Genomic DNA, 21,933 nt, shown 5'->3' on the forward strand with positions numbered 1-21,933 from the left:
TGTCACTCGAACGCATCATCAAGTTCCAGAGCCCCGTCTTGCAAGGATTTCTCTGACAAACGAATCACTTTCAGCAACGCGAGTGTTTCCTGCTGGAACTCATAATCATCATAAGACTGAACCACATAAGCTGGCTTGCCCTTCTTCGTTACAAGTAAATCTTCCTTCAGCTCAAGTGAGTTAGCGTTCTCTTTCAGATAAGTAACAGTTTCGGTTCTCATACCAACCTCTAAAAAGGCTTTTTAAAGACTGATTTAATGTTAGCAACAGATTTTGAGCAATGGTAGTAAAATCTTCTGTTCTTAGACCAGAATGCTCCTCGAGCATCGACAAGTCTTAGCCAGCGCGCTATAACATCAATAAAAATCAATGAGATTCCACGAATGAAAACCACACTAACTATTACCCTAGCCAGTTTGTTCTTAATGTTTACCGCTTCAAGTAAAGCCGAAGTCGCTTCCTCGTCAGAACATGGTTTCCAAATTAAGCTTGAGCAGACTTTTGACGGCAGCGCGCAAGAAGGCTACGACCGCTTCGTGAATCATATTAGTGGCTGGTGGTTGAATGACCACACCTGGTTTGGTGACGCCGGCAAATTGTCGCTAAATGCCACTGCTGGTGGCTGTTTTTGTGAGATTGATGGCGACCGGCAAGCACAACACATGCAAATAACTTACGTAGACCCCAATAAAGCGCTGCGTTTAGTCGGCGGGCTCGGGCCGCTGCAATCGCTGGGAATGAGCGGCACTATGACAATCACCTTTGCCGACAACCTTCTCAGCCTGGATTACATTGTCGGCGGTTATCCAACCATGGATTTCACCCGGCTTGCACCCATTGTTGACGGCGTGCTGTCACAGCAACTGGCCTCGTTTGGCGGATACCAGCAATAAGGTATCCGCACAGCCCTCGCAACTGCCTTCACAACTACCCTCACAGTTGTTAAACAAAAAACCGATCACCTACAGAATCTCTTGCTTTCAAAGCACACTCCTGAAATGTTAACAACGATTACATTAATTAGGATTGTATGAACATGAGATTCACAACATTTGTACGTTCGGTATTGCTAGCCCTGTCAGCTTGCTATTTACTCGGTTGTAACGACAGCTCACCAGAGCCCGTGCAACCTCAGGAATACACTATAAGCGCGCCATCAAACCCTGTTTATTACGGCCCTGGTGTCGCATTAAGCCCCCTAATTGGTGTCCCCGCGCAACTCGACAACGGCCAGATAATTTTTGTAGATGATGTTTTTGATTTTGAATACCAATTTGGTACCTCTTATGAACTCCGGTTAGTTACTTTTCAAACCAGTGATGGGACTACTTATTTCAAATTAGTTGAAGTGATTAGCGCAGAACCTGATGCCATTGGCACTAGCTACATTTACAGCGATGTCGAACTAACGCGAGGCTCTTTTACCGAGAAAAGCTCGGGAGTATTCGGTTTTTTTGGATACAGCTTTTTATGCGCTCAAAACCTTGATTGCGCCAGCTTAGTTGCAATTAGCCAAAGCGGTGGCTTGGTAGAAGTGGAGTTTGACTATACCGGCGGTGCTGTACCTATTACTTTGGTGCGCTGGAACTAATAATTACCGTTCACGGTGGTTCACTAAAATCAGGTCACAAAAAAGCCCACCAAACAGGTGGGCTTTGCATTGTTTGTAAAGCTCAAATCAGCTTAGTCTGTGTAGGCTGTTTCTAAAGTCACACCACTAAAAGACTGATAAGCACGAATGCCGATATGATAAGTACCCGCTTGCGGCGAATTCACACTGCAAGTTTCATTATTACCACCAAGGTACGGACGGCAATCCCAGGTTGAGGTGCTTGGTTGGCTACCGTAATTCAAGTACAAATCAGCATCGCCTGATCCACCTGAAATTTCGACATTCAAACTGCTGGTGCCAGCCGGAACTTCAACGGTGTAACGTACCCAGTTGCCAGTTGAAGCGGATAAGTTATCGTAGGTATCACCACCAGAACCGCCACCGGTTGAACCACCCGTGTACTCACCTACTAAGGATACGCCGCTATAAGCAGAGTAACCTTGTACCATCACGTAATAAGTACCTTCCTGAGCGTTCGCAATGTCGCAGGTTTCATTATTTCCGCCTACGTACGGACGACAATCCCAGGTATTCAATGTTGGTTCTGAACCAAAACGTACATACAAGTCAGCATCACCAGAACCACCAGACATTGAGAATGACAAGTCCGACGCACCAGCTGGCACGGTCATGGTGTACATCACTTCACTACCGGTTGCGCCGCTCAAGTTCGACTCAACCACACCATTTTCTAGTTCGTTTTCACCCGGGCCGCCCGAACCGCCGCCACCTAATGCGAGGTCAACAGCTGCAAAGGCGTCGACAATACCGGTGCCACAACCACTGCAAGAACTAGGGAAGGAGCGAGAGGTTTGCTTCAATATAGACTCAACTTCATCAGGTGACGCTGACGGATTCGCTTCCTTGATCAGCGCTGCCACACCAGCCACATGGGGAGCTGCCATGGAAGTACCCTGACTGTAGCTATAGCTATCAGACCCTGGCGTGCTTGAACCTGAGTTGTAGGTGGACAACACCCCATTTGGGTCATTAGCGAAAGATTGCGCACCACCTGGAGCAGCAACATCTACGTTGGTACCGAAGTTCGAGTAATATGACCGGCCACCGTCACGATTGGTTGCCGCAACATTCACTACGCCGCTACAGTTACCAGGGTTGAAATTGCTTGAGTTCGAATTGCTGTTACCAGACGCAATCACCACGGTTGAGCCGTTACCACGCGCAAGGTTAATCGCTTGCTGGGTGGTGCTTGAACAACTGCCCTGCCCACCTAAACTCATGTTAATAACGTCAGCCGGATTATTGTTGCCTGGCACACCTGACACGTTACCACCTGACGCCCAAATGATGCCGTCAGCAATATCGGCTGTTGTACCGCCGCAACGACCGAGCACCCGCACCGGAACAACATTCGCGTTATAAGCAACGCCAGCAACACCGCTGTTGTTATTCGTTACCGCTGCAATGGTGCCGGCCACATGGGTACCATGCCAACTGGACGAACGATCTTGCTCCGGAAAGCCATTCCCGCAGGCACCGGCACTAGTCCAGTCACCAGGGTCACTTGCATCGCTGTCGCGACCATTCCCATCGTTCCCAATAAATGGGTCCGAAATCATGTCGTAGCCGGGCAAAATATTGGCATTTAAATCAGCATGCGGACGATAGCCAGTATCCAGAACCGCCACCACAACACCCTGACCGGTTGCCGCTTCCCATGCTAAAGGCACATTCAAACCACCGTTGCCTTCATAGTAATGCCACTGGTCAGAATATTGCGGATCATTAGGCGTCGCAAAGTGCTGTAGTAATTGGTTAACTTCGACCGATTCAACCTGTGGATGATTTTTGATTTTCTGCAACATCCGCTCAGCTTGTTTCGAATTCATGCGTTTTTCTGAGTCAAACACAAAACGCCCCGGAAGACCCATACCACGACTAAACTTCAGCTTAGTACCGAGTTCGCTAGAAAGCTCCTGCGCAACTCGGCTGGCCTGATTGGCTACTTCTGCAGCTCGAGCCTGACCGCCAGCAGATGCTGCCTGAGCCACTTCATTCATTAAGCGTGAGTTCTTTTTAAACTCAATGATGAAGCCAGCTGATAACTCAGTCGGCTGTTTTGTAGTAGCCTTGCCCTTGCCTTGGTTGACTCCCTCTGCGGCCACTACGTTACTTGATAAAGCAACGCTACCCAGCGACGCCACCAATGCCAGCGCTATCGCACTGTGCTTCTTACTGTATTTGTTTTTATTGTTTTTAAACATTAAGTTACCTTTTGTTCTGTATAAAAAAAACGCCGAAAAATCGACGTTACAATTTGTAACACATGTAAAATAAATGTAAATAGAATGACCGATAGAGAATTGCAAAGGAAAGGTAAAGAAGGTTTTATTCTGGACAGAACACAAGGTTGAAATAAGAGGGCTATACAAAGCTTTATCAGCCGATGGCAACCCAACATTAGGAAGCCACGCCCCGCGTTATTTTTATAGCGAGGCGTGGTCTTTTTTTACAACGCGTCGACAATTTCCGAGAAAGATGAAGCCCAGTGATATAGTCGCACCGATTCCCCGGTGTGCTCAACAATTCCCAGTCTACTAATCACGCCACGTACCGAATCACTTTCATCGGCACGCGGATCATGAATCAGTAAATACTCAGCGTTCGCTTGTTGCAGGGTTGCCGCCGCATCGCCAATGCGCGCTTTATTTAACGAGAGCAAGGTTACTTGGGGAATTTTCGACACCGCAATCATCATGTCTTCTGCCATTAATTCACCCCACGAAGATTGCCGCTGAGTTGCTAACGCAATACTTTTAGGCCCGTGAATATCTTTCTTTGAAAGCATTCCTATTAACCCCCCTGCACTGTCTACAATGCACGCATAACGTTCCGTCGATTGATTGATCTTTTGCTCAACCACCGGTAACGGTGTACTGCGGTTAAACCGCAACGGGGTGCGTTTCAGAAAGTCATCCATCACCAACACGGCCGGCTGGTGCCAACTTAATTTGTGCTCGGTAACTGTTACTTCTGGTTTAACGGCTAAGGGATAATGGTCAGCGTCCGCTGACCATTGCAAACTGTGGTATACACTCATGGTAAGTACTCCATTTAATCAAGAAGAAAGGAATTTGACTAAATGGTATGAGGTGGCGCTCTCGGTTGTTTCTGGCTATAAGCGGATTCGCTAAAAGATAACGGCTTGGAAAACGCAATTTCAATTGCGCCGACTGATTTAACGTTATAACTAACGTTGACACTAACGTCCGGCTGATCGCCAGGCTCTTGTTCCGTAGGCGACTCTAAGCTTGGTAATGTAGGGGCTACCAGGCCAAACTTGCCAATTGAAGCAAGCCCACCATGAATGCTTCTATTGCTTTCAGTGTTAGCGGCTGTTTTTGAGTTACCAACACTATTCGCGCCTGCTGGCGTTACCAACAGACTTATAAATAGTGTGAAAAACCAAAAACGCATTGCCTGCATGGGCTGATTACTCAAATTAGCGATAAGAGCCGTATTAGTAATAAATATGCGGTTCTATGGTTATTTTTTCAAGTGGCACAGAACTAGTTATTGCAGTTCGCATTGTTTTGATGGGAGCATCGCACCTGACGTGAAACGTCAGGCTACACCAGCGGCAGAATTCGTTTTCAGCCAACCTTCAAGTTCGGTTCTGAACATAGGCTTGCCAATAAAGTACCCCTGGCCAAATGAAACTCCTAATTCTTCGCAAGCTTTAAGTTGCTCCTCAGTTTCAATACCTTCTGCGCAGGTTCTCAGATTTAAATTTTCAGCTAATGCAGAAGCGGCGCCCACAATGGCTCTACCCCAGGGTTTATCCATATTTTGAACAAAATGCATATCTATCTTTATAGTATCTATCGGTAAATCAGATATGTAGGCCAGCGATGAATGGCCAGTGCCAAAGTCATCCATAGCAATTCCGTAGCCAGAGCTTTTCAATTCAGAGAGAATCTTAACGGCACGGTTCCGACGTTCCATTACACTTGTTTCGGTGATTTCAAAATGGATTCTGTTGGCATTAATTGGGCTGGCATCAAGTAGCTCACTAAACCGGTCCATCATGTCAGGCACACCGAATAATGTTGTGCTCAGGTTTACCGCTAAACTTCCGCTAAACCCGAGTTTATCCCAGTCTGCAGTATCTGCGAGGCTTGTGCGTAGAATTTTTTCGGTGAGCGGCATCATTAACGGACTATGCTCAACAAAGGGCAAAAAATGACCGGGCGGTATAATGCCATGCTTGGGGTGACGCCATCGGCACAGTGCTTCAACACCATAAATTTTGCCTGTGTCTAAATTAATCTGAGGCTGATACGCAACTTCAATCTCAGCATCATTGATTAACGCCTTTTCAAGATCGAGCAACAGATAGAATCGCTCTCGTTCTTTATCGTCCTGATGCTTCTCATACAGCATGTATCGGCCGTCTACTCTGCGAGCTTTATCACAAGCGAACACCGCCGTTCTTACTAGTTCGGAAACAGACGAAGCGTCGTCGGGAAAAGAACTCAGTCCGATATAACCGTCCAGATTGTAAGCAACACCACTCACTTCAAATGGATCTTTCAAGGATTGAAGAAGCTTAGCTGCCATTTTTTCTACTTCAGCTAAATTCACTTCACAATAAATGAGAGCAAACCGATCTTGAGTAATATGATAGAGAACATGATCGTTACCGATTAGTTGCTGAATTCTCCGAGAAACTTGTTCAATAACGTTATCTCGTTGACCGGGGCCGAAGGTACGTAAAATAAAGTCAAACCCTTCTATATCAATAACCATCAGGGCAAGAGACTCGATTAATAATTTCCCGTCCGATATTAAGGGGTTCACATCTCGGTAAAATTCGTTTCTGGAAAGCAGCTTAGTGCGAGAATCTCTCTCAGCAGAAACATCGCGCGTATTTGTGCTCTTTGTAAAAAAAGCCATTCGATCCTCCTCCCCCTTTGCAGCGGAATTTTCTAGTAATGCTCAGGATATTCTTTCGCATAGGGCCTATTAATTAACCTCATTTAAGTACCAGTTCTAGATAATGCTGTAAAAGGACAAAAGCACCTTGTTATTAGACTAGTCTTACTTTTACATTATATCCACAGCCATACTTGACAGACGAGCCGGCTCGGGTGATCTCCAGCTTGCGGCATATCAATTTTTCCAATCGTTGTATTCCCGAATTGTTGACTACCACTCAGGAATACAAAAACGTTAGGTTACTCTGTAATATCGTGAGATTATCTGAGAATGGAAGATCGCCTAAAATCCTTTAAACGCGGGGATTCAGACACAAAAAAGCCGCTCATGAGAGCGGCTTTTTATTTGGATTGGTGGAGCTGGGGGGAGTTGAACCCCCGTCCGCAATACCTACATCCTCGGTACTACATGCTTAGTCAGTTATTTAGTTAATCAGTGTGACGCCAACTAACAGGCTTCAGCACTAACGAGCCCGATTGGTTTTAACGCTTCAGCTCCGGGCGAAGCATCCACGCGAGTCTACTTTAGGGTTAGCTGCCCTGATCCAGTCTCATAGACAAAGCGCTGGGGGGCAGGCACAGCGGGTTATTAAGCCGCTAGAGCGTAGTTGTCGTCGTTTGCAACTATAAAGTTGAGGCTTTTTACGAGGCCAGCCTCACCTCGGCATGCACCTTGGGTTTCGTATATCCCGTCGAATCCATATCAGCCCCGGGTATTCTTAACTCAAGTACGTAGTAATTATACCACCGAACGCTGGCAATTAGCCAGCGTTGTTAGTGGGTAACACTAGTCTGCGTTCTGCTCGCGCCATTTGAGTTCGTTCTCAATGTTGGCAACAGGTTGCAGCATTTCGAAGTCGAGATCTTTCACTTCGTCATTACCTTTCACCCGCTTCACAAAATCAGGGTTTGCCAGCGCTTTTTTCGCCAGCGCCATTAACGCGTCCGGGTACTCTTCGCCTAACTCTTCGTAGTTATCTTCGGTGATACCACCATTAATAATCAAAGGTACACCCACATCGCGCACTACTTGCGCCAGTGAGCGGTCACCATCTTTCAGTGACTTACGGTTAACGTCGTTGTCGGTGGTATGAATGAAGCTAACACCAGCTTTCTTCAACTCTTTTACCAGCCATTCAAAGCCCTCTTCACCTTCGGGTAACTGATAGTCGCTGTCGGTAATCGTAATCTGCGACAGGCGAATACCAATACTGAAATCATCGGGCACCGAGGAACGAGCTGCTTTCACCAACATCAGAATAAACTTGGCACGTTCTTCAATGCCGCCGCCCCACTGGTCTTTACGATCGTTAAAATGAGTGCTTAGGAATTCGTTTAGCAGGTAACCGTTGGCGGCGTGCAATTCTACCCCGTCAAACCCGGCTTCGTGAGCACGTTTTACCGCAGCAACAAAGGCATTCATAACCTGATCGAACTCGTGTTCGTCCATAGGTTTTACGTCGTACCAGTTTTCCTGATCGCCGTATAAGCCAAGCGGGTTACCCTTAGGCTGCTGCTCGCTCACACCAATTGGAGTTTCGGTAAATCGGTTGTACTGCATTTGTGCACCAGCGTGCATCAATTGCAAAATAATTTTCGCACCAGCGTCGTGCACACGTTTTACTATGGGTTCCCAAGCTTCGGTTTGCGGTACGTCGGCAATGCCTGGTTGATTGGCGTAACCCTGGCTCGCGTCTTTGTCTAAATAGGTGCCTTCAGTAATCAATAAACCGAAGCCGCCTTTTGCATAGCGCTCGTAGTGATCGGCCATAAGTTCGTTGGCACAACCGTCGGGGTCGGCACTCACACGCGTCATAGGGGCGAGCACAAAGCGGTTGTCCAACTTCATTTCCGCGAACTCAGTAGTACTAAACTCGTTCTCTAAAATGCCTGTCATAACAATCCTTTTGTCTGCTTTAAACTATGTCTATATACAGATATAGGACCGAAATGGATGATTTTAAAGGGCGGCTGACAAAACCAAAGCTGCTTTTTGCTTACGAGAGCCATAGCCAAAGGCGCGTTTGAAGGTATTGTGAGGAATGGGTAAATATTGTCTATCGGCTGCCGATTGCCAGGCAAAGGTGTCCTGATCGGGGTCGTTTATATACACATATTCGTCGTCTGCAGCACAAATTAACACCCAGTGCGGCGCTTTGCTTTGATCGAACACATAGGTGCTTATTAACGCCACTACTAATTTGCCGCTGTCTAAGTCGCTGCGCAACTGGTCCAGACTGTAGTCCCCTACTTCTATGGGCACACCGGCACTTTCCAGCGCATTAATATCGGCCTGCTGAATGCGGCTCATAATGCGTTTTTTCTCTTCGTTACGCACCGAGTCCATCAATAACGGGCCGGACTTACTTACGTGCACAGTTACCGCCATGCCCCGGCGAACCGCCGCGCGCGCTAACCCATGCGGACCACAACCGCCGTGGCCGGAGGTCATAAATATAGTGGTCGCTTCACGCCATATTTCCAATTCTTCATGCTGGTGTTCAGCGCTTGGAATATCAAAATAGGCCATGGCCATGAGCAGGCTTGCCGGGCCGCAGGTGAACTCGGTGCTTTGAGTTAAATAAGGTACCAGCCGCTGCTCACCGCTGGGTTGATAGCGTGGTAACAACTTCTGCAGCACCAGCGCGTCGGTGTCGTCTTCGTAGTACTCGGCACGTATTTCCATGTCGTAGTAGTTTTGCTGATGATACAACGCCAGTGCAGCTTGATTATCCAGTTGCACTTCCAGGCGTAAAAACAGGCAGTGGCGCTCGTCGGCATCGTGCTCGGCTGCAGCCAGTAACTTTCGGCCAATACCCTGGCGTCTAAAGTCGGGATCTACCGCTAGTGAATACAGCCGCGCCAGGTTGGTAGCTTGCCGATACAATACAATGTAATAGCCAACCACCTGATCGTTTTGCACGGCAACCCGGAAATCACCAATGTTCTGGCTGATAAACCGCTTAAAGCTGCGTTCGCTAATGCGATCAATATGAAAACTGCGCTGTTCTATGGTCACCAATTCCGGCACATGGGCCAGAGTTGCCCGCTCGAGTGAACAAGGCACAGCATTGTCAGGCGCGGCTTGAGCCGCAGCTTTGTTCATCGAGTTCATGGTATATATACTGCCGTTTTAACAAAATATGGGTGGAAACCTGCGCCATTATATCGCACCTGATGCTGAGAAGTGGTAAACTTACGCGCAAATTTTTTAAGGCTGTTACGTTTCCCTCGCAGCAGCCGCCTGAGCCATTAATTGAGGACTTTCCGTGAGCGACCAAAAACCTTCTCTGAGCTATAAAGATGCAGGCGTTGATATTGATGCCGGAAATGCACTGGTAGAGCGTATAAAAGGTGTTACTAAGCGCACGGCGCGCCCTGAAGTTATGGGTGGTCTGGGTGGCTTTGGCGCATTATGTGAATTGCCAACCAAATATAAGCACCCGGTGCTGGTATCTGGTACCGACGGCGTCGGCACCAAGTTACGTTTAGCCATTGACCTGCAAAAACACGATACCGTGGGTATTGATTTGGTTGCCATGTGCGTAAACGACTTGATTGTGCAAGGCGCTGAACCTCTGTTCTTCCTGGATTACTACGCTACCGGCAAGCTGGATGTTGATGTTGCGGCCGACGTAGTTACCGGTATTGGCGCAGGCTGTGAACAAGCCGGCTGTGCCTTAATTGGTGGTGAAACTGCAGAAATGCCGGGCATGTATCAGCATGGTGATTACGACATCGCTGGTTTTTGTGTCGGCGTTGTAGAAAAAGAAAACATTATTGACGGCACCAAAGTAGCGGCCGGTGATGCTTTAATTGCATTGGCCTCTAGTGGTCCACACTCGAATGGCTTTTCATTAATCCGCAAGATTATTGAAGTAAGCAGTGCCGATGTACAAGCTGAATTCCATGGTAAGAGCCTGGCTGAGCATTTGTTAGAGCCTACGCGTATTTATGTGAAGTCAGTGCTGAAACTGCTTGAAACTGTTCCTGTGCATGCAATTTCGCACATTACCGGTGGCGGTTTCTGGGAGAACATCCCGCGCGTATTACCTGCCAACACTAAAGCCGTAATCGACGGCAATAGCTGGGACTGGCCGGTAATTTTTGACTGGTTGCGTGAGAACGGCAACGTAAGTACTCGCGAAATGTACCGTACTTTCAATTGTGGCGTTGGTTTGGTTATTGCCCTACCAAAAGACCAAGTTGATGAAGCACTGAAAATTCTGAACGCCGAAGGCGAAGACGCCTGGTTAATTGGCCACATTGAAAGTGCCGCCGACGACGAAGCTCAGGTAGATATTCGCGCGGACGAAACTTGCTAATGCCAGATCAGCAAAACGCACAGCAGAAAAAACGTATTGTTGCGCTAATCAGCGGCTCAGGCACCAACATGATGGCGCTGCATCGCGCCTGTGAAGCTGGTTACATAAATGGCGAACTGGTTGGTGTTATTGCTAACAAGGAATCTGCCGGCGGTTTAGCCAAGGCTGAAGCCGAAGGTATTTCCACAGCAGTGTTGTCGCACAAAGATTTCGCCGAGCGTGAAACCTACGACGTGCAACTGCAGGCGTTAATTGAAACCTATCAGCCAGACCTGATTGTGCTGGCGGGTTTTATGCGTATTTTAACGCAGCCAATTACACAGCATTTTGCGGGTCGCATGCTGAACATACACCCTTCGCTGTTACCAAAATACAAAGGTATTAACACCCACCAGCGAGCCCTGGATGCCGGTGATACCGAGCATGGTGTGAGTGTGCATTTCGTAACCGAAGAGTTAGATGGCGGTCCGGTAGTTCTGCAAGCTAAAATTCCGGTGTTTGAAGACGACACCGCAGCCGATTTACAGGAACGTATTCACGAGCAGGAATACCGTATTTATCCGCTGGTATGTCAGTGGTTTTGTGCTGACCGCCTGCGCTTAACCGCCCAAGGTGCCATGTTAGACGGCGAACTGCTTGGCTCGCAGGGGTATGCTACCGACTAAGCTCGAAAGCTATTGCGCAGTCGTTTCATAATTTTTAAGCTCAAGGGTGGCGGTTTCGTCGCCATCTTTGGCTTGATACATACGCACTAAGTTGTAGTTTAACTCTGGTGCAAACCAGTAGTCAGTAACTCGCGAACTGTTTTCTCGTACCCGCTCCACCACAATAGTTTCGAGCGTGCCGTAGGGTAACTGAACTTCCTTTTTGCTCTTCCAGCGAAACTTCAGGGTGTCATCGGCGCCCTTCTCGTCTACCACGTTATATTGCCATTCGCGGGTTTTACTATCGGCTTTATCCGCTTGCGCAACGTCGCGCTGTAATTGCACCAAGGCACTGGCTTCATCCAGTCTGTTTGCGTTCCACTCTAGCCCTACCGCCTTGTCATTGGCCTGATTTACCAACCGCTGCTGATCGTAATCAAAGCGCGCCGCAAAGCTCTTGTCCGAACCTGTGCCCGTACGTGAATAGCTAAAAACCAATGGCTGAACTCTATTGTCTTTCAGCTTGAACTCACTGTTAAAAGTGCGCTTATCCGATAAAAACAACCAGGAAATGTCGGTCATCATAGTGAGCTTATAGGCGTCATTTTTCGTAGTTTGTAGAGTACGCACGGCATGGCCGTAGTCAGAGCCGCCTCTGGTAACCACGTAGTCAGCTTTAAAGGGCGTTAAATCGGACTGCTCAACCTTGTCATGCGTGGCTGCCGCAGGCATTGCCGTAGCCATCATAAAACCGGCCACTACGCATAAATTCGCGAGCTTTGTGAATTGGGTACCGATGCCTTTTGGGGCTAGAAACATATCTACAAACCTCTGTTTTTATAACTAATTTTAGAATAGCGCTTCAGCTTAGTAGGCACAAGCGCGGTGCACAAAGCGCAACTGGCTACACAAGTTGACACTTGCTAGCTGTAAAAATTCAAACGCGCGTTCAAATTTACCTTGAATTTGCCCTTTATTTGCTATAATTTGGTCGCATAAATTTTACTGGTCAGACCTCTAACTCGGTTATAGGTTAGATGACAGGTTGAAGTACGGAGTACAACTATGAGTATCACACTTTGGATTATTGCCAGCCTTTTAGTGCTAGGCGTTTTAATGTATCAGCGCGCATCGCTGCTGCTTACCAGTGCCGCACTGGTAGGTTTATTTGCTGTTGGCCAATGGGCAGGCATTGTTGGTCCTGTACTTTGGGTTCTGTTAGCACTGGTTCTGATTCCACTGAACCTGGCGCCACTGCGTACCAGCCTGTTAACAAAACCACTGCTGAAAATGTACCGCAGCGTAATGCCGGAAATGTCGACCACTGAAAAAGACGCTATCGATGCCGGTACCGTTTGGTGGGAAGGCGAGCTGTTCCGTGGTGCACCAGACTGGAAAAAGCTGCACAGCATTAAAAAGTCTGAACTTTCTGCTGAAGAGCAGGCGTTCCTGGACGGCCCGGTAGAAGAAGTTTGTAAAATGTGTAACGACTGGGAAATCACCCACTCGTTAGCAGACATGCCTCCGGAAATGTGGCAGTACCTGAAAGACAATAAATTCTTCGCCATGATCATCAAGAAAGAATATGGCGGTTTAGAATTCAGTGCTTATGCACAGTCACGTGTACTACAGAAGCTTGCTGGTGTAAGTACGGTACTGGCCAGTACCGTTGGCGTACCTAACTCATTAGGTCCGGGTGAGCTGTTACAGCACTACGGTACTGACGAACAGAAAAACTACTACCTGCCGCGCCTAGCGAAAGGTGAAGAAGTGCCTTGTTTTGCCCTGACCAGCCCTGAAGCTGGCTCTGATGCCGGCGCTATTCCAGACACTGGCGTAGTGTGCAAAGGCGAGTGGGAAGGCAAAGAAATTGTTGGTATTAAGCTGAACTTCAACAAGCGTTATATCACTCTGGCACCCGTTGCTACGGTAATTGGTCTGGCGTTCAAACTGAACGATCCGGACGGCTTGCTGGGCGACACTAAAGAACTTGGTATTACTGCTGCGTTAATTCCACGCGACACCAAAGGCATGGAAATTGGCCGTCGCCACTTCCCGCTGAACGTGCCATTTATGAATGGCCCGATTCGTGGTGAAGACGTATTCGTACCACTTGATTTCATTATCGGTGGCGAGAAAATGGCCGGTAAAGGCTGGCGTATGCTGGTTGAGTGTTTGTCGGTTGGTCGTGCTATTACCCTACCTTCAAACAGTGCTGGTGGTATCAAATCTATCGCGCTGGCTACCGGTGCCTACTCGCGCATTCGTCGCCAGTTCAAATTGCCAATTGGTAAAATGGAAGGCGTTGAAGAAGCCATGGCACGCATTGGCGGTAATGCTTACCTGATGGACGCAGTAACTTCATTGTCTACCACAGGTATCGATTTAGGCGAGAAACCTTCGGTCATTTCGGCAATTGCTAAATACCACATGACTGAGAAATTACGTCAGTGCATGGACGATGCTATGGACATTCATGGTGGTAAAGGTATTTGCTTAGGTCCGAACAACTATTTAGGTCGTGGCTATCAGGGCGTTCCTGTTGCTATTACCGTGGAAGGTGCAAACATTCTGACCCGTAGCATGATGATTTATGGTCAGGGTGCTATTCGCTGCCATCCATATGTACTGGAAGAAATGGAAGCCTCAGCTGATCACAGCGCGGCTGGCCTGAAACGCTTTGATAAAGCTATTTTCGGTCACATTGGCTTTGCCATGAGCAACTTTGTCCGTTCACTGTTCTTAGGTTTAGGTGGTCACCGCTTGAGTGCTTCACCTTACAGTGACAGCACCAAAGTGTACTACCAGCAAATGAACCGTTTCAGCTCAAACCTGGCGTTGTTGTCTGACGTTGCGATGGGCGTGTTAGGTGGTTCACTGAAGCGTAAAGAGCGTATTTCAGCGCGTTTAGGCGATATGCTGAGCTACCTGTACTTAGCTTCTGCCACGCTGAAGCGTTTCGAAGATGAAGGTCGTTTAAAAGAAGACTTGTCGCTGCTGCGCTGGGGTGTTGAAGATTCACTGTATAAGTTGCAGGAATCACAACTGGCCCTGCTGGACAACTTCGGCGGCGTTGGCAAAGTAATGAAAGTTATCATGTATCCGTTTGGCCGTATTGCCAAGCAACCAAGCGATAAAACCGACCACAAAGTAGCGCGCATGCTAATGCAACCGAACGAAACCCGTTCACGCTTAGGTGCCGGTCAGTTTGTGGCTCCGGAAGGTCAGTTTGGTTTCCTTGAGCAAACTCTGGTTGATATTATTGCGGCAGAGCCGTTGTATGACCGTGTTTGTAAAGCAGCGAAGCAACGTCTGCCATTTACCCAACTGCACAAAGTTGCAGCCAAAGGTAAAGAGCTTGGCGTACTGAGCGATGACGAAGTAGCACTGCTGGAACGCGCTGAGCAAGGTCGCCTGAAAGTAATTAACGTAGACGACTTTGACCATGCTGAACTGATGGCGGGCGAGGCTGCTCGTAACTATCAGAAGAAAGCTAAAACCAGCGAAGCGGCATAGTTACCACTTCCTAAATTCGTAAAAATTAAAACGGCGCCCTGTGGCGCCGTTTTTTTTCGTGTACAATCCATCGCTTCTTATAACAATAAATACGCTATCAGGAGTTCGTGCTGCATGACGCATCCTTCGAATACGACGACCAAGCGCGGTGCTTTTACCCGCTTTCTCGATACGGTCGAATGGCTGGGTAATTTATTACCCCACCCTATTACTCTGTTCGCCATTTTCTGTTTACTGATTATTATTGGCAGCGGCATTGCCGGCTACTTTGGTTTAAGCGCACAAGATCCACGCCCGGGCGGCGGCATTATTGAAGCCGTTAGCTTAATGAATGCCGAAGGCTTGCAACGCATAGTTACCAGCCTGGTCACTAACTTCACCGGCTTTACACCGCTGGGTACCGTATTGGTGGCCTTGTTGGGTGTTGGTATTGCCGAACGTTCAGGCTTGTTGTCTGCCGCTATGCGCGGCCTGGTGATGAACGCACACCCACGTGCGGTTACCGTAGCCGTGGTATTCGCCGGGGTTATTTCTAATACGGCAGCCGAGCTTGGTTATGTCGTGTTGGTGCCGCTTTCCGCCATGATCTTCCATTCGTTAGGGCGTCACCCGTTAGCTGGTTTGGCGGCGGCCTTTGCCGGTGTTTCAGCCGGCTACAGCGCCAACCTGTTAATTGGTACCGTTGACCCCTTACTGGCCGGTATTACCACCAAAGCAGCCAACTTAATTGATCCGGACTACTTGGTTGGTGCTGAAGCTAACTGGTATTTCATGGCTATAAGTACTTTCTTAATTGCCATTATGGGTACCGTGGTTACCGAAAAAATTGTAGAGCCTAAGCTGGGTAAATATGACCCTAGTGAAGCCAGCATTGATTTAGAAGAGCAAAAAATTGAATCACTAACCAAGCTGGAAAAACGCGGCATGATTGGTGCCGGTATCAGCTTTCTTGTGCTAGCTATTTTGCTTGCGTTCACCATAGTGCCTGAATGGGGTATTCTGCGTAATCCTGAAACGGGTGAAGTTAGAAACTCACCGTTCTTAAAGGGCATTGTCGCCTTTATCTTTATTACCTTCGCGATTCCTGGCTTTGTGTACGGCTGGATAACCGGCGTTATGAAAACCGACCGTGACGTAATTGATGCCATGTCGAACAGCATGAGCACCATGGGCATGTACATAGTGCTGGTGTTCTTTGCAGCACAGTTTGTGGCCTTTTTCGGCTGGACTAACTTCGGTAGTATTTTCGCGGTAAAAGGTGCCGAATTCCTAACCAGCGCTGGCCTGACCGGCCCGGTGGTATTCGTACTCTTTATTGCCATGTGTGCTTTTGTGAATCTGATGCTGGGCTCTGCTTCAGCCCAGTGGGCCATTACCGCACCAATTTTTGTGCCTATGCTCATGATTATCGGCTACTCGCCGGAAGTTATTCAGGTGGCTTATCGGATTGGTGACTCAACCACCAACATTATTACGCCCATGATGAGTTACTTCGGGTTAATTTTGGCGGTGGCCGTGCGCTATAAGAAAGATCTTGGTATTGGTACCTTAATTGCCACCATGCTGCCCTACAGTATTGTGTTTATGCTGGGCTGGAGCGCGCTGTTCTTTATCTGGGTATTTGGCTTTGATATGCCAGTTGGTATAAACGCCCCTACCTACTACCCTGCGGTAACCCCCTAACCGCAGGGCACACGTCAAACTAACCCTAATGGCCCCACTGTGGTATACTGCCGACCAGATGTACCACAGTGGTTCCTCCTTTTTATAAATTCCCGGAGTTTCATGTCTTCAGAACAAACTACCAGCTCTTTTAACGAGTTGGGTCTTAACGATGCTATTTTACGTGCCGTCACCGAGTGCGGTTACACCACCCCGACCCCAGTTCAGCAACAGGCAATTCCTGTGGTTCTGGCCGGGCACGACTTGTTGGCCGGCGCGCAAACCGGTACTGGTAAAACCGCTGGTTTTACCCTGCCACTGCTGCATAAATTAAGCGCTCAGAAGCCTGCCGGTAAGCCCGCCATACGCGCGCTTATTTTAACACCGACCCGTGAACTGGCCGCACAGGTTGAAGACAACCTGAACACTTACGCTAAATACACCGGTTTAAAATCACTGGTTATTTTTGGTGGCGTTGGTATTAATCCGCAAATCGACAAGTTACGTCGTGGCGTTGATATTCTGGTAGCTACCCCAGGCCGTTTGCTTGACCATTGCCGTCAGGGCACGCTGGATTTAAGCAAAGTTGAAGTATTAGTATTGGATGAAGCCGACCGCATGCTCGACATGGGCTTTATTCACGACATTAAGAAAGTGCTGAAGCTGGTTCCGGCAAAACGCCAAACCTTGCTGTTCTCGGCCACTTTCTCGGACGAAATTAAGGCACTGTCAAAGCAATTCCTGACCGAACCTAAACATATTGAAGTTGCCCGCCGTAACGCCACTGCTGATCGCATTGAACAGCGCGTGTTCCCGGTAGACAAAAAGCGTAAGCGTGAGTTACTAAGCTACTTAATTGGTAGCCGCAACTGGCGTCAGGTGCTGGTATTTACCCGTACCAAACACGGTGCTAACCGGTTGGCTACCCAGCTAACTGACGATGGCCTGCCGGCGCTTGCGATTCATGGCAATAAAAGCCAGGCCGCGCGTACCAAGGCATTGGCGCAGTTTAAAGCTGGCAAGCTACGCGTATTGGTAGCTACCGACATTGCTGCACGTGGTATTGATATTGATGAGCTTCCACACGTGGTGAACTATGAGTTGCCGCAGGTTGCTGAAGATTACGTGCACCGTATTGGTCGTACTGGCCGTGCCGGTAGCGAAGGTGAAGCTATTTCACTGGTTTGTATAGACGAGCATAAACTGCTGCGTGATATCGAACGCGTTACCAAAAACAAAATACCTGAAGAACTTGTACCCGGCTATGAAGTGGATCCGAGCATTAAAGCCGAACCACTACAAAATGGCCGTGGCCAACGTAGTCAAGGTGGTGGTCAGGGTCGCAATCAGTCAGGCCGTGGTGGTAACGCCGGTCGTGCTGGCGGCGGTCAACGTCGTGACTCTCAGAACTCGCGCTCAGGCGCAGGTTCCGGGCGTCGCAACAGCCGATAAACGGTTACCGCTACCAAACCGCAGCTACCCATCACCATCAACATGGCATGGTGATGGTGCTGCCCTACTACATTCACTGCTGCCGACACTAACCCGGCAATTAAAAACTGCAAGCTGCCGGTAACGGCCGACGCCGAACCCGCGCGCTCTGCTTGCTCAGCCAGGGCTCCCGCCATGGCATTTGGAAACACCATTCCCAGCGTACTGATATACAAAAATATCGGAATCACCACAGCCCAAAAACCTAAACTGTAAGCGCCGCTAAACCATAAGCCAATGGATATGAATGCCAGCAATGGCAGCGATTTATTCAAAATAGTACGGGCCGTGTAGCGCTGCACCAACCAGCCGTTTAGCTGCGCCATGCCAATAATACCTACGGCGTTCGCACCAAATAACCAGCTGTAATAAGTAGGACTTAGGCCAAAGTGATCAATAAACAACAACGGCGATGCGGTAATGTAAGCGAACAAACCTGCCTGCGAAATTCCGCCGGTTAACGAATAGCGCAGGAATGCCGGATCTTTCAGTACGCCCCAATAGGTGGTTAAACTGCCGCTAATACGCACTGCTACGTCGGGCGCCCGGGTTTCCGGAAGCACTTTATGAATGGTAATTAAGCACGCCACACCCAGTGCCGCCACAATTAGAAATATGGCCTGCCAGCCAAATAGCATGGTGATGTAAGCACCCATTAATGGCGCCAGTATTGGTGCTATGCCCATTACCAGAATCAGGAACGAAAATACCCGCGCTGAAGCTTGCGGCGTATACAAGTCTCGCACCATAGCCCGCGCTATGACCAGCCCCGCACAAGCACCAATGGCTTGCACAAAGCGTAACACCACCAGGGTTTCTAAGTTCGGCGCATAGGCACAGGCCAGCGAACTGATAATGTAAATAACCAAACCAAAATACAGTGGTGGTTTCCGACCAAAGCGGTCGGAAACTGTGCCGTACAGCAACTGGCCAATGAATAGTCCGAAGAAAAACGCCGTAAGCGATAACTCAACACCGCTGGAATCCGTTTGATAGGTTTGCGCAATATCGTTAAAAGCTGGCAAGTACATGTCAATAGAAAGCGGGCCGAACGCCGTTAGCATAGCCAGCAATACTACGACTAAATCAAATCTGGCGTGCTCGGATACCGGTGGATTCTGCATTCTTTGAACGGCCTTTGTTTTGGGTGGAGCCTGCTGGCTGTTGATTATGGGCAAAATTATACCACAGCGTTATTTTTATATGGACATCTAAACGTCCAATTGTTAATCTTGATTTGCCGCCGATTTAAATAAGCAACTTGCGGGCGGGATACAAATACGGCTAAAGCGCGCCAATGGGCGCGAACCTCAAATTCACGGAGTTCGTATGCTGCAATTTATTATGACTGATCTTATTCACCTGGCGAAACTGGAACGCGAAGGCTTTGCCCTGCGTCAGCGCTTTCAACGGGAATCTATTCAACAACCCTTACACCATGAACCTGCCGCCGAATGTTGCTCCTGTGGTCAGCAACATCAGCCACGACAACACCGGGTAGTACGCACGCTAATTAGCAATAAAGCCCTGATTGCCAGTACCAACAGATGGCCAAAGCCACTACCCGACGACGTGATTGAACTGGCGTTTGAAAATGGCTGGTTTTATGTGTCTTTGAATGTACCGCTACAGCGCGTATTTCAAACTATTCATGATGGTGAATTGCCCTGGTTATGTCCGGTTTGTGCCGGCTATCAGAGCCATTCGAATTTGTTTGCACCTAGTGCCAGCATTCTGGCTGACGACGGTAGCGTTCGATATGTACCGCAATTTGTAGCGGGTTATCTGGAACAAGCTGAACAGTTGCAACACCCGGTTCGCAAGCCCCAGTTAATTTAAACGTTTTTGCAATACCCCAAGGTTGCCCTGGCTAACTACTGGTAGTTAAGTCAGGGCTTTTTTATGGCTGCACCGGGGTGTAATTAATAGTGCTGTGCTGGCCCGGGCGGGTCACTTGATCCTGCGCTCGCAACCAGTCAATAAACGACTGGGCGTACTCTATATAAGTGTCTTCCACTCGACCTTGCTCGCTAAGCTCGCCCAGCAACAACCAGCCATCGCTGCCATTAGCCACAAAACTGTTGGTAACCATGCTGTAGCGTTGGTCGTTGTTAAGCGGCTGCCAGCCCTGCTCGGTGCGAGTTTGAATAGCGCTAACGCGATTGCCATCAGCAGCACTTAAGTCAACGTCAAAGCGAATATTAGCACCGTGCGGATAAGAACCATCGGAGCCGGCGTCAGACAAGGTATAAGCCATGGTCTGCTCCAGCAATTGCTTTACTTCCGCTCCGGTTAAATCTACCGTTACCAGCGTATTCGAAAACGGCAAAATGCGGTAAGCGTCGCCTAAACTAATAGAACCTGCTGGCAATTCACCACGCACGCCACCGCCGTTTTGCAACGAAAAGTCAGCCGCCGGCACACTGCGTAAAAACGCTTGCGCGACCAATTGGTGCATATCCGACTGCCCTGCACTACCGCACTGCTCGCGACTAATCACGCCCATGCGCTGCATACATAAACGTTCCGGCGCCCGCGCAATAACTTGCTGGGTAAGCACATCAACGTCTTTAGCAAAAGTGTCGCGTACAGCAACTGCCGAAGCTTGCGGGGCAATACGAGTAAACAGGCCAGTGTCATCAAACGCTGCTGGTGCCTCTTCCGACAACAAAAAATGCGGACGGCCGCCACAACTGGAAATAGCATCCCCGTTAAACTGCAACTGCAGTTCACCTACTACTTTGCTGTATTCATAGGCATGCGCCACACACACCGGCTCACCATCGGCATTGGTAATCTGAGTTGGATAAGGGCCGTCACTGTCGAGTCCGTAGCTATTAAAGTCACCGAGTAACGTATGCGAGTCACCACCAATAATGGCATCAACTGCAGGCAACGCGCGCGCCAGCGCCAAATCGTTACTGTATTGATAATGCGTGAGTAGAATAATCTTCCCCACGCCGTAGCGTTGTAGCTCGGCAATATAGTGCTCGGCAGTTTCGCGTTCATCGGCAAAGGTGGTGGTGGCATCGGGCTGTGACGATTGCTTGGTTTTTACCGCAATGTCTAACCCAATAACGCCAACTTTCTGGCCGCCAAGGTTATAAATTTGATAAGGCTGAAACGAATCCCAGCGGCCACGCGGAGTTAACGGCGACACGCCAACTTCCGGCTTTACGTTCGCCGCCAGCACCGGGGTATTACAGTCACCTTTAGCTAATGCATTCAGAAACTTTTTCAAGCCGGCATCACCATTATCAAACTCGTGGTTGCCCAGCACAAAACCATCAAAGCACACGTGATTCATCATGGCCGCATCGGCTTTCCCTTGAAACAACGTGTAGTACAGGCTGCCGGTAATAGCGTCACCGGCATGCAATTTCAGGACATGGCGGTTTGCGCTGCTAATACGATCAATCATGGCTGCCACGCGCGCAAAACCACCGCTTTCAACGCGCACACTCTCGCCATCTAGTTGCAACGATGTACGTGAATGCGCATCCAGGTTGGAGTGGTGATCGTTCACGTGCGCTATGGTCAGCTCAAAATTAGTCGCGCCACTGGCAGTTGCTGGCTGTGTGGCTGCCGTGTCCGGTGCCATATTCGAACATGCCACCGTAGTTGCTAACGCCGTAGCTAACGCGAGTAATTTAAACTGAGCATTCATAGAATCACCTTTTTGCTGAAAGCCAATAACCACCACAAGCCACCAGCGTATCGACCTT

General features: G+C 48.8%; 18 protein-coding genes and 1 other RNA gene. 8 read left to right on the forward strand and 11 right to left on the reverse strand.

Annotated elements, in window-relative coordinates; all coding sequences use genetic code 11:
- Positions 1-2: 2 nt before the first annotated feature.
- The gene (locus CCE91_RS07630; protein ID WP_086434595.1) at positions 3-221 is read right to left on the reverse strand and encodes a type II toxin-antitoxin system Phd/YefM family antitoxin; all 219 of its coding nucleotides are present in this window, start codon (positions 219-221) and stop codon (positions 3-5) included.
- Between the two features lie 162 nt (positions 222-383).
- On the opposite strand from CCE91_RS07630, the gene CCE91_RS07635 reads away from it, so the two are divergent.
- On the forward strand, positions 384-893 hold the full coding sequence (locus CCE91_RS07635; protein ID WP_198677970.1) for an SRPBCC domain-containing protein: 510 nt from the start codon (positions 384-386) through the stop codon (positions 891-893).
- A gap of 143 nt (positions 894-1,036) precedes the next feature.
- The gene (locus tag CCE91_RS07640) at positions 1,037-1,591 is read left to right on the forward strand and encodes a hypothetical protein (RefSeq protein ID WP_086434596.1); all 555 of its coding nucleotides are present in this window, start codon (positions 1,037-1,039) and stop codon (positions 1,589-1,591) included.
- A 92-nt stretch (positions 1,592-1,683) separates the two neighbouring features.
- Here CCE91_RS07640 and CCE91_RS07645 read toward each other — a convergent pair whose 3' ends face one another.
- The 7 genes from CCE91_RS07645 to rimI form a co-directional block, all read right to left on the reverse strand.
- A complete protein-coding gene (locus CCE91_RS07645) occupies positions 1,684-3,837 on the reverse strand; it encodes a S8 family peptidase (RefSeq protein ID WP_198677969.1) in 2,154 nt (717 codons plus the stop codon).
- 245 nt (positions 3,838-4,082) lie between these two features.
- On the reverse strand, positions 4,083-4,673 hold the full coding sequence (locus CCE91_RS07650; RefSeq protein WP_086434597.1) for a CBS domain-containing protein: 591 nt from the start codon (positions 4,671-4,673) through the stop codon (positions 4,083-4,085).
- A gap of 38 nt (positions 4,674-4,711) precedes the next feature.
- The gene (locus CCE91_RS07655) at positions 4,712-5,059 is read right to left on the reverse strand and encodes a hypothetical protein (RefSeq protein ID WP_086434598.1); all 348 of its coding nucleotides are present in this window, start codon (positions 5,057-5,059) and stop codon (positions 4,712-4,714) included.
- Positions 5,060-5,197: 138 nt separating this feature from the next.
- The gene (locus CCE91_RS07660) at positions 5,198-6,529 is read right to left on the reverse strand and encodes a putative bifunctional diguanylate cyclase/phosphodiesterase (RefSeq protein ID WP_086434599.1); all 1,332 of its coding nucleotides are present in this window, start codon (positions 6,527-6,529) and stop codon (positions 5,198-5,200) included.
- Between the two features lie 393 nt (positions 6,530-6,922).
- Positions 6,923-7,281, reverse strand: a transfer-messenger RNA (tmRNA) gene (gene ssrA, locus CCE91_RS07665).
- A 76-nt stretch (positions 7,282-7,357) separates the two neighbouring features.
- A complete protein-coding gene (locus tag CCE91_RS07670; protein ID WP_086434600.1) occupies positions 7,358-8,467 on the reverse strand; it encodes an NADH:flavin oxidoreductase in 1,110 nt (369 codons plus the stop codon).
- Between the two features lie 63 nt (positions 8,468-8,530).
- Positions 8,531-9,685: a ribosomal protein S18-alanine N-acetyltransferase gene (rimI, locus tag CCE91_RS07675; RefSeq protein WP_234996282.1), complete on the reverse strand. Its 1,155-nt coding sequence runs from the start codon at positions 9,683-9,685 to the stop codon at positions 8,531-8,533.
- 154 nt (positions 9,686-9,839) lie between these two features.
- Between rimI and purM the strand changes: the two genes are divergently transcribed.
- Together purM and purN are read left to right on the forward strand one after the other, a co-directional pair.
- Positions 9,840-10,895, forward strand: coding sequence for a phosphoribosylformylglycinamidine cyclo-ligase (gene purM / locus CCE91_RS07680; RefSeq protein ID WP_086434601.1), 1,056 nt, complete (start codon positions 9,840-9,842; stop codon positions 10,893-10,895).
- Positions 10,895-11,560, forward strand: coding sequence for a phosphoribosylglycinamide formyltransferase (gene purN / locus CCE91_RS07685; RefSeq protein WP_086434602.1), 666 nt, complete (start codon positions 10,895-10,897; stop codon positions 11,558-11,560). Before purM ends, purN begins: the two co-directional genes overlap by 1 nt.
- Positions 11,561-11,569: 9 nt before the next feature.
- Here purN and CCE91_RS07690 read toward each other — a convergent pair whose 3' ends face one another.
- Positions 11,570-12,358 (reverse strand): DUF3108 domain-containing protein, encoded by a 789-nt coding sequence (locus CCE91_RS07690; protein ID WP_086434603.1) that lies wholly within the window; start codon positions 12,356-12,358, stop codon positions 11,570-11,572.
- A 246-nt stretch (positions 12,359-12,604) separates the two neighbouring features.
- Here CCE91_RS07690 and fadE point away from each other — a divergent pair, with 246 nt between their 5' ends.
- The 3 genes from fadE (at position 12,605) to CCE91_RS07705 (ending at position 18,169) form a co-directional block, all read left to right on the forward strand.
- On the forward strand, positions 12,605-15,055 hold the full coding sequence (fadE, locus tag CCE91_RS07695; protein ID WP_086434604.1) for an acyl-CoA dehydrogenase FadE: 2,451 nt from the start codon (positions 12,605-12,607) through the stop codon (positions 15,053-15,055).
- Between the two features lie 114 nt (positions 15,056-15,169).
- Positions 15,170-16,738: an AbgT family transporter gene (locus tag CCE91_RS07700; RefSeq protein ID WP_086434605.1), complete on the forward strand. Its 1,569-nt coding sequence runs from the start codon at positions 15,170-15,172 to the stop codon at positions 16,736-16,738.
- A gap of 102 nt (positions 16,739-16,840) precedes the next feature.
- Positions 16,841-18,169 carry a DEAD/DEAH box helicase gene (locus CCE91_RS07705; protein ID WP_086434606.1) on the forward strand — a complete coding sequence of 443 codons (1,329 nt, stop codon included), beginning with the start codon at positions 16,841-16,843 and terminating at the stop codon, positions 18,167-18,169.
- On the opposite strand, the gene CCE91_RS07710 is transcribed toward CCE91_RS07705, so the two are convergent.
- Positions 18,121-19,332 (reverse strand): Bcr/CflA family multidrug efflux MFS transporter, encoded by a 1,212-nt coding sequence (locus tag CCE91_RS07710; protein WP_086434607.1) that lies wholly within the window; start codon positions 19,330-19,332, stop codon positions 18,121-18,123. The two genes, CCE91_RS07705 and CCE91_RS07710, sit on opposite strands and share 49 nt — an antisense overlap.
- Before the next feature lie 205 nt (positions 19,333-19,537).
- Here CCE91_RS07710 and CCE91_RS07715 point away from each other — a divergent pair, with 205 nt between their 5' ends.
- Complete coding sequence (locus tag CCE91_RS07715) at positions 19,538-20,047, forward strand: hypothetical protein (RefSeq protein ID WP_086434608.1); 510 nt, start codon at positions 19,538-19,540, stop codon at positions 20,045-20,047.
- A gap of 61 nt (positions 20,048-20,108) precedes the next feature.
- Here the strand turns inward: CCE91_RS07715 and CCE91_RS07720 are convergent, their stop codons facing one another.
- The gene (locus CCE91_RS07720; RefSeq protein ID WP_126797129.1) at positions 20,109-21,875 is read right to left on the reverse strand and encodes a bifunctional metallophosphatase/5'-nucleotidase; all 1,767 of its coding nucleotides are present in this window, start codon (positions 21,873-21,875) and stop codon (positions 20,109-20,111) included.
- Positions 21,876-21,933: the final 58 nt, after the last annotated feature.

Source organism: Pseudidiomarina planktonica (assembly GCF_900177775.1).
Taxonomy (GTDB): domain Bacteria; phylum Pseudomonadota; class Gammaproteobacteria; order Enterobacterales; family Alteromonadaceae; genus Pseudidiomarina; species Pseudidiomarina planktonica.

Excerpts from the sequence above, each read along its gene's own strand:
- CCE91_RS07710 (WP_086434607.1), bottom strand. The coding sequence starts at position 19,332 with ATGCAGAATCCACCGGTATCCGAGCACGCCAGATTTGATTTAGTCGTA.
- CCE91_RS07645 (WP_198677969.1), bottom strand. The coding sequence starts at position 3,837 with ATGTTTAAAAACAATAAAAACAAATACAGTAAGAAGCACAGTGCGATA.
- CCE91_RS07660 (WP_086434599.1), bottom strand. The coding sequence starts at position 6,529 with ATGGCTTTTTTTACAAAGAGCACAAATACGCGCGATGTTTCTGCTGAG.
- fadE (WP_086434604.1), top strand. The coding sequence starts at position 12,605 with ATGAGTATCACACTTTGGATTATTGCCAGCCTTTTAGTGCTAGGCGTT.
- CCE91_RS07670 (WP_086434600.1), bottom strand. The coding sequence starts at position 8,467 with ATGACAGGCATTTTAGAGAACGAGTTTAGTACTACTGAGTTCGCGGAA.
- CCE91_RS07690 (WP_086434603.1), bottom strand. The coding sequence starts at position 12,358 with ATGTTTCTAGCCCCAAAAGGCATCGGTACCCAATTCACAAAGCTCGCG.
- CCE91_RS07635 (WP_198677970.1), top strand. The coding sequence starts at position 384 with ATGAAAACCACACTAACTATTACCCTAGCCAGTTTGTTCTTAATGTTT.
- CCE91_RS07705 (WP_086434606.1), top strand. The coding sequence starts at position 16,841 with ATGTCTTCAGAACAAACTACCAGCTCTTTTAACGAGTTGGGTCTTAAC.
- CCE91_RS07630 (WP_086434595.1), bottom strand. The coding sequence starts at position 221 with ATGAGAACCGAAACTGTTACTTATCTGAAAGAGAACGCTAACTCACTT.
- CCE91_RS07700 (WP_086434605.1), top strand. The coding sequence starts at position 15,170 with ATGACGCATCCTTCGAATACGACGACCAAGCGCGGTGCTTTTACCCGC.
- CCE91_RS07640 (WP_086434596.1), top strand. The coding sequence starts at position 1,037 with ATGAGATTCACAACATTTGTACGTTCGGTATTGCTAGCCCTGTCAGCT.
- CCE91_RS07720 (WP_126797129.1), bottom strand. The coding sequence starts at position 21,875 with ATGAATGCTCAGTTTAAATTACTCGCGTTAGCTACGGCGTTAGCAACT.
- CCE91_RS07715 (WP_086434608.1), top strand. The coding sequence starts at position 19,538 with ATGCTGCAATTTATTATGACTGATCTTATTCACCTGGCGAAACTGGAA.
- CCE91_RS07650 (WP_086434597.1), bottom strand. The coding sequence starts at position 4,673 with ATGAGTGTATACCACAGTTTGCAATGGTCAGCGGACGCTGACCATTAT.
- rimI (WP_234996282.1), bottom strand. The coding sequence starts at position 9,685 with ATGAACTCGATGAACAAAGCTGCGGCTCAAGCCGCGCCTGACAATGCT.
- purN (WP_086434602.1), top strand. The coding sequence starts at position 10,895 with ATGCCAGATCAGCAAAACGCACAGCAGAAAAAACGTATTGTTGCGCTA.
- CCE91_RS07655 (WP_086434598.1), bottom strand. The coding sequence starts at position 5,059 with ATGCAGGCAATGCGTTTTTGGTTTTTCACACTATTTATAAGTCTGTTG.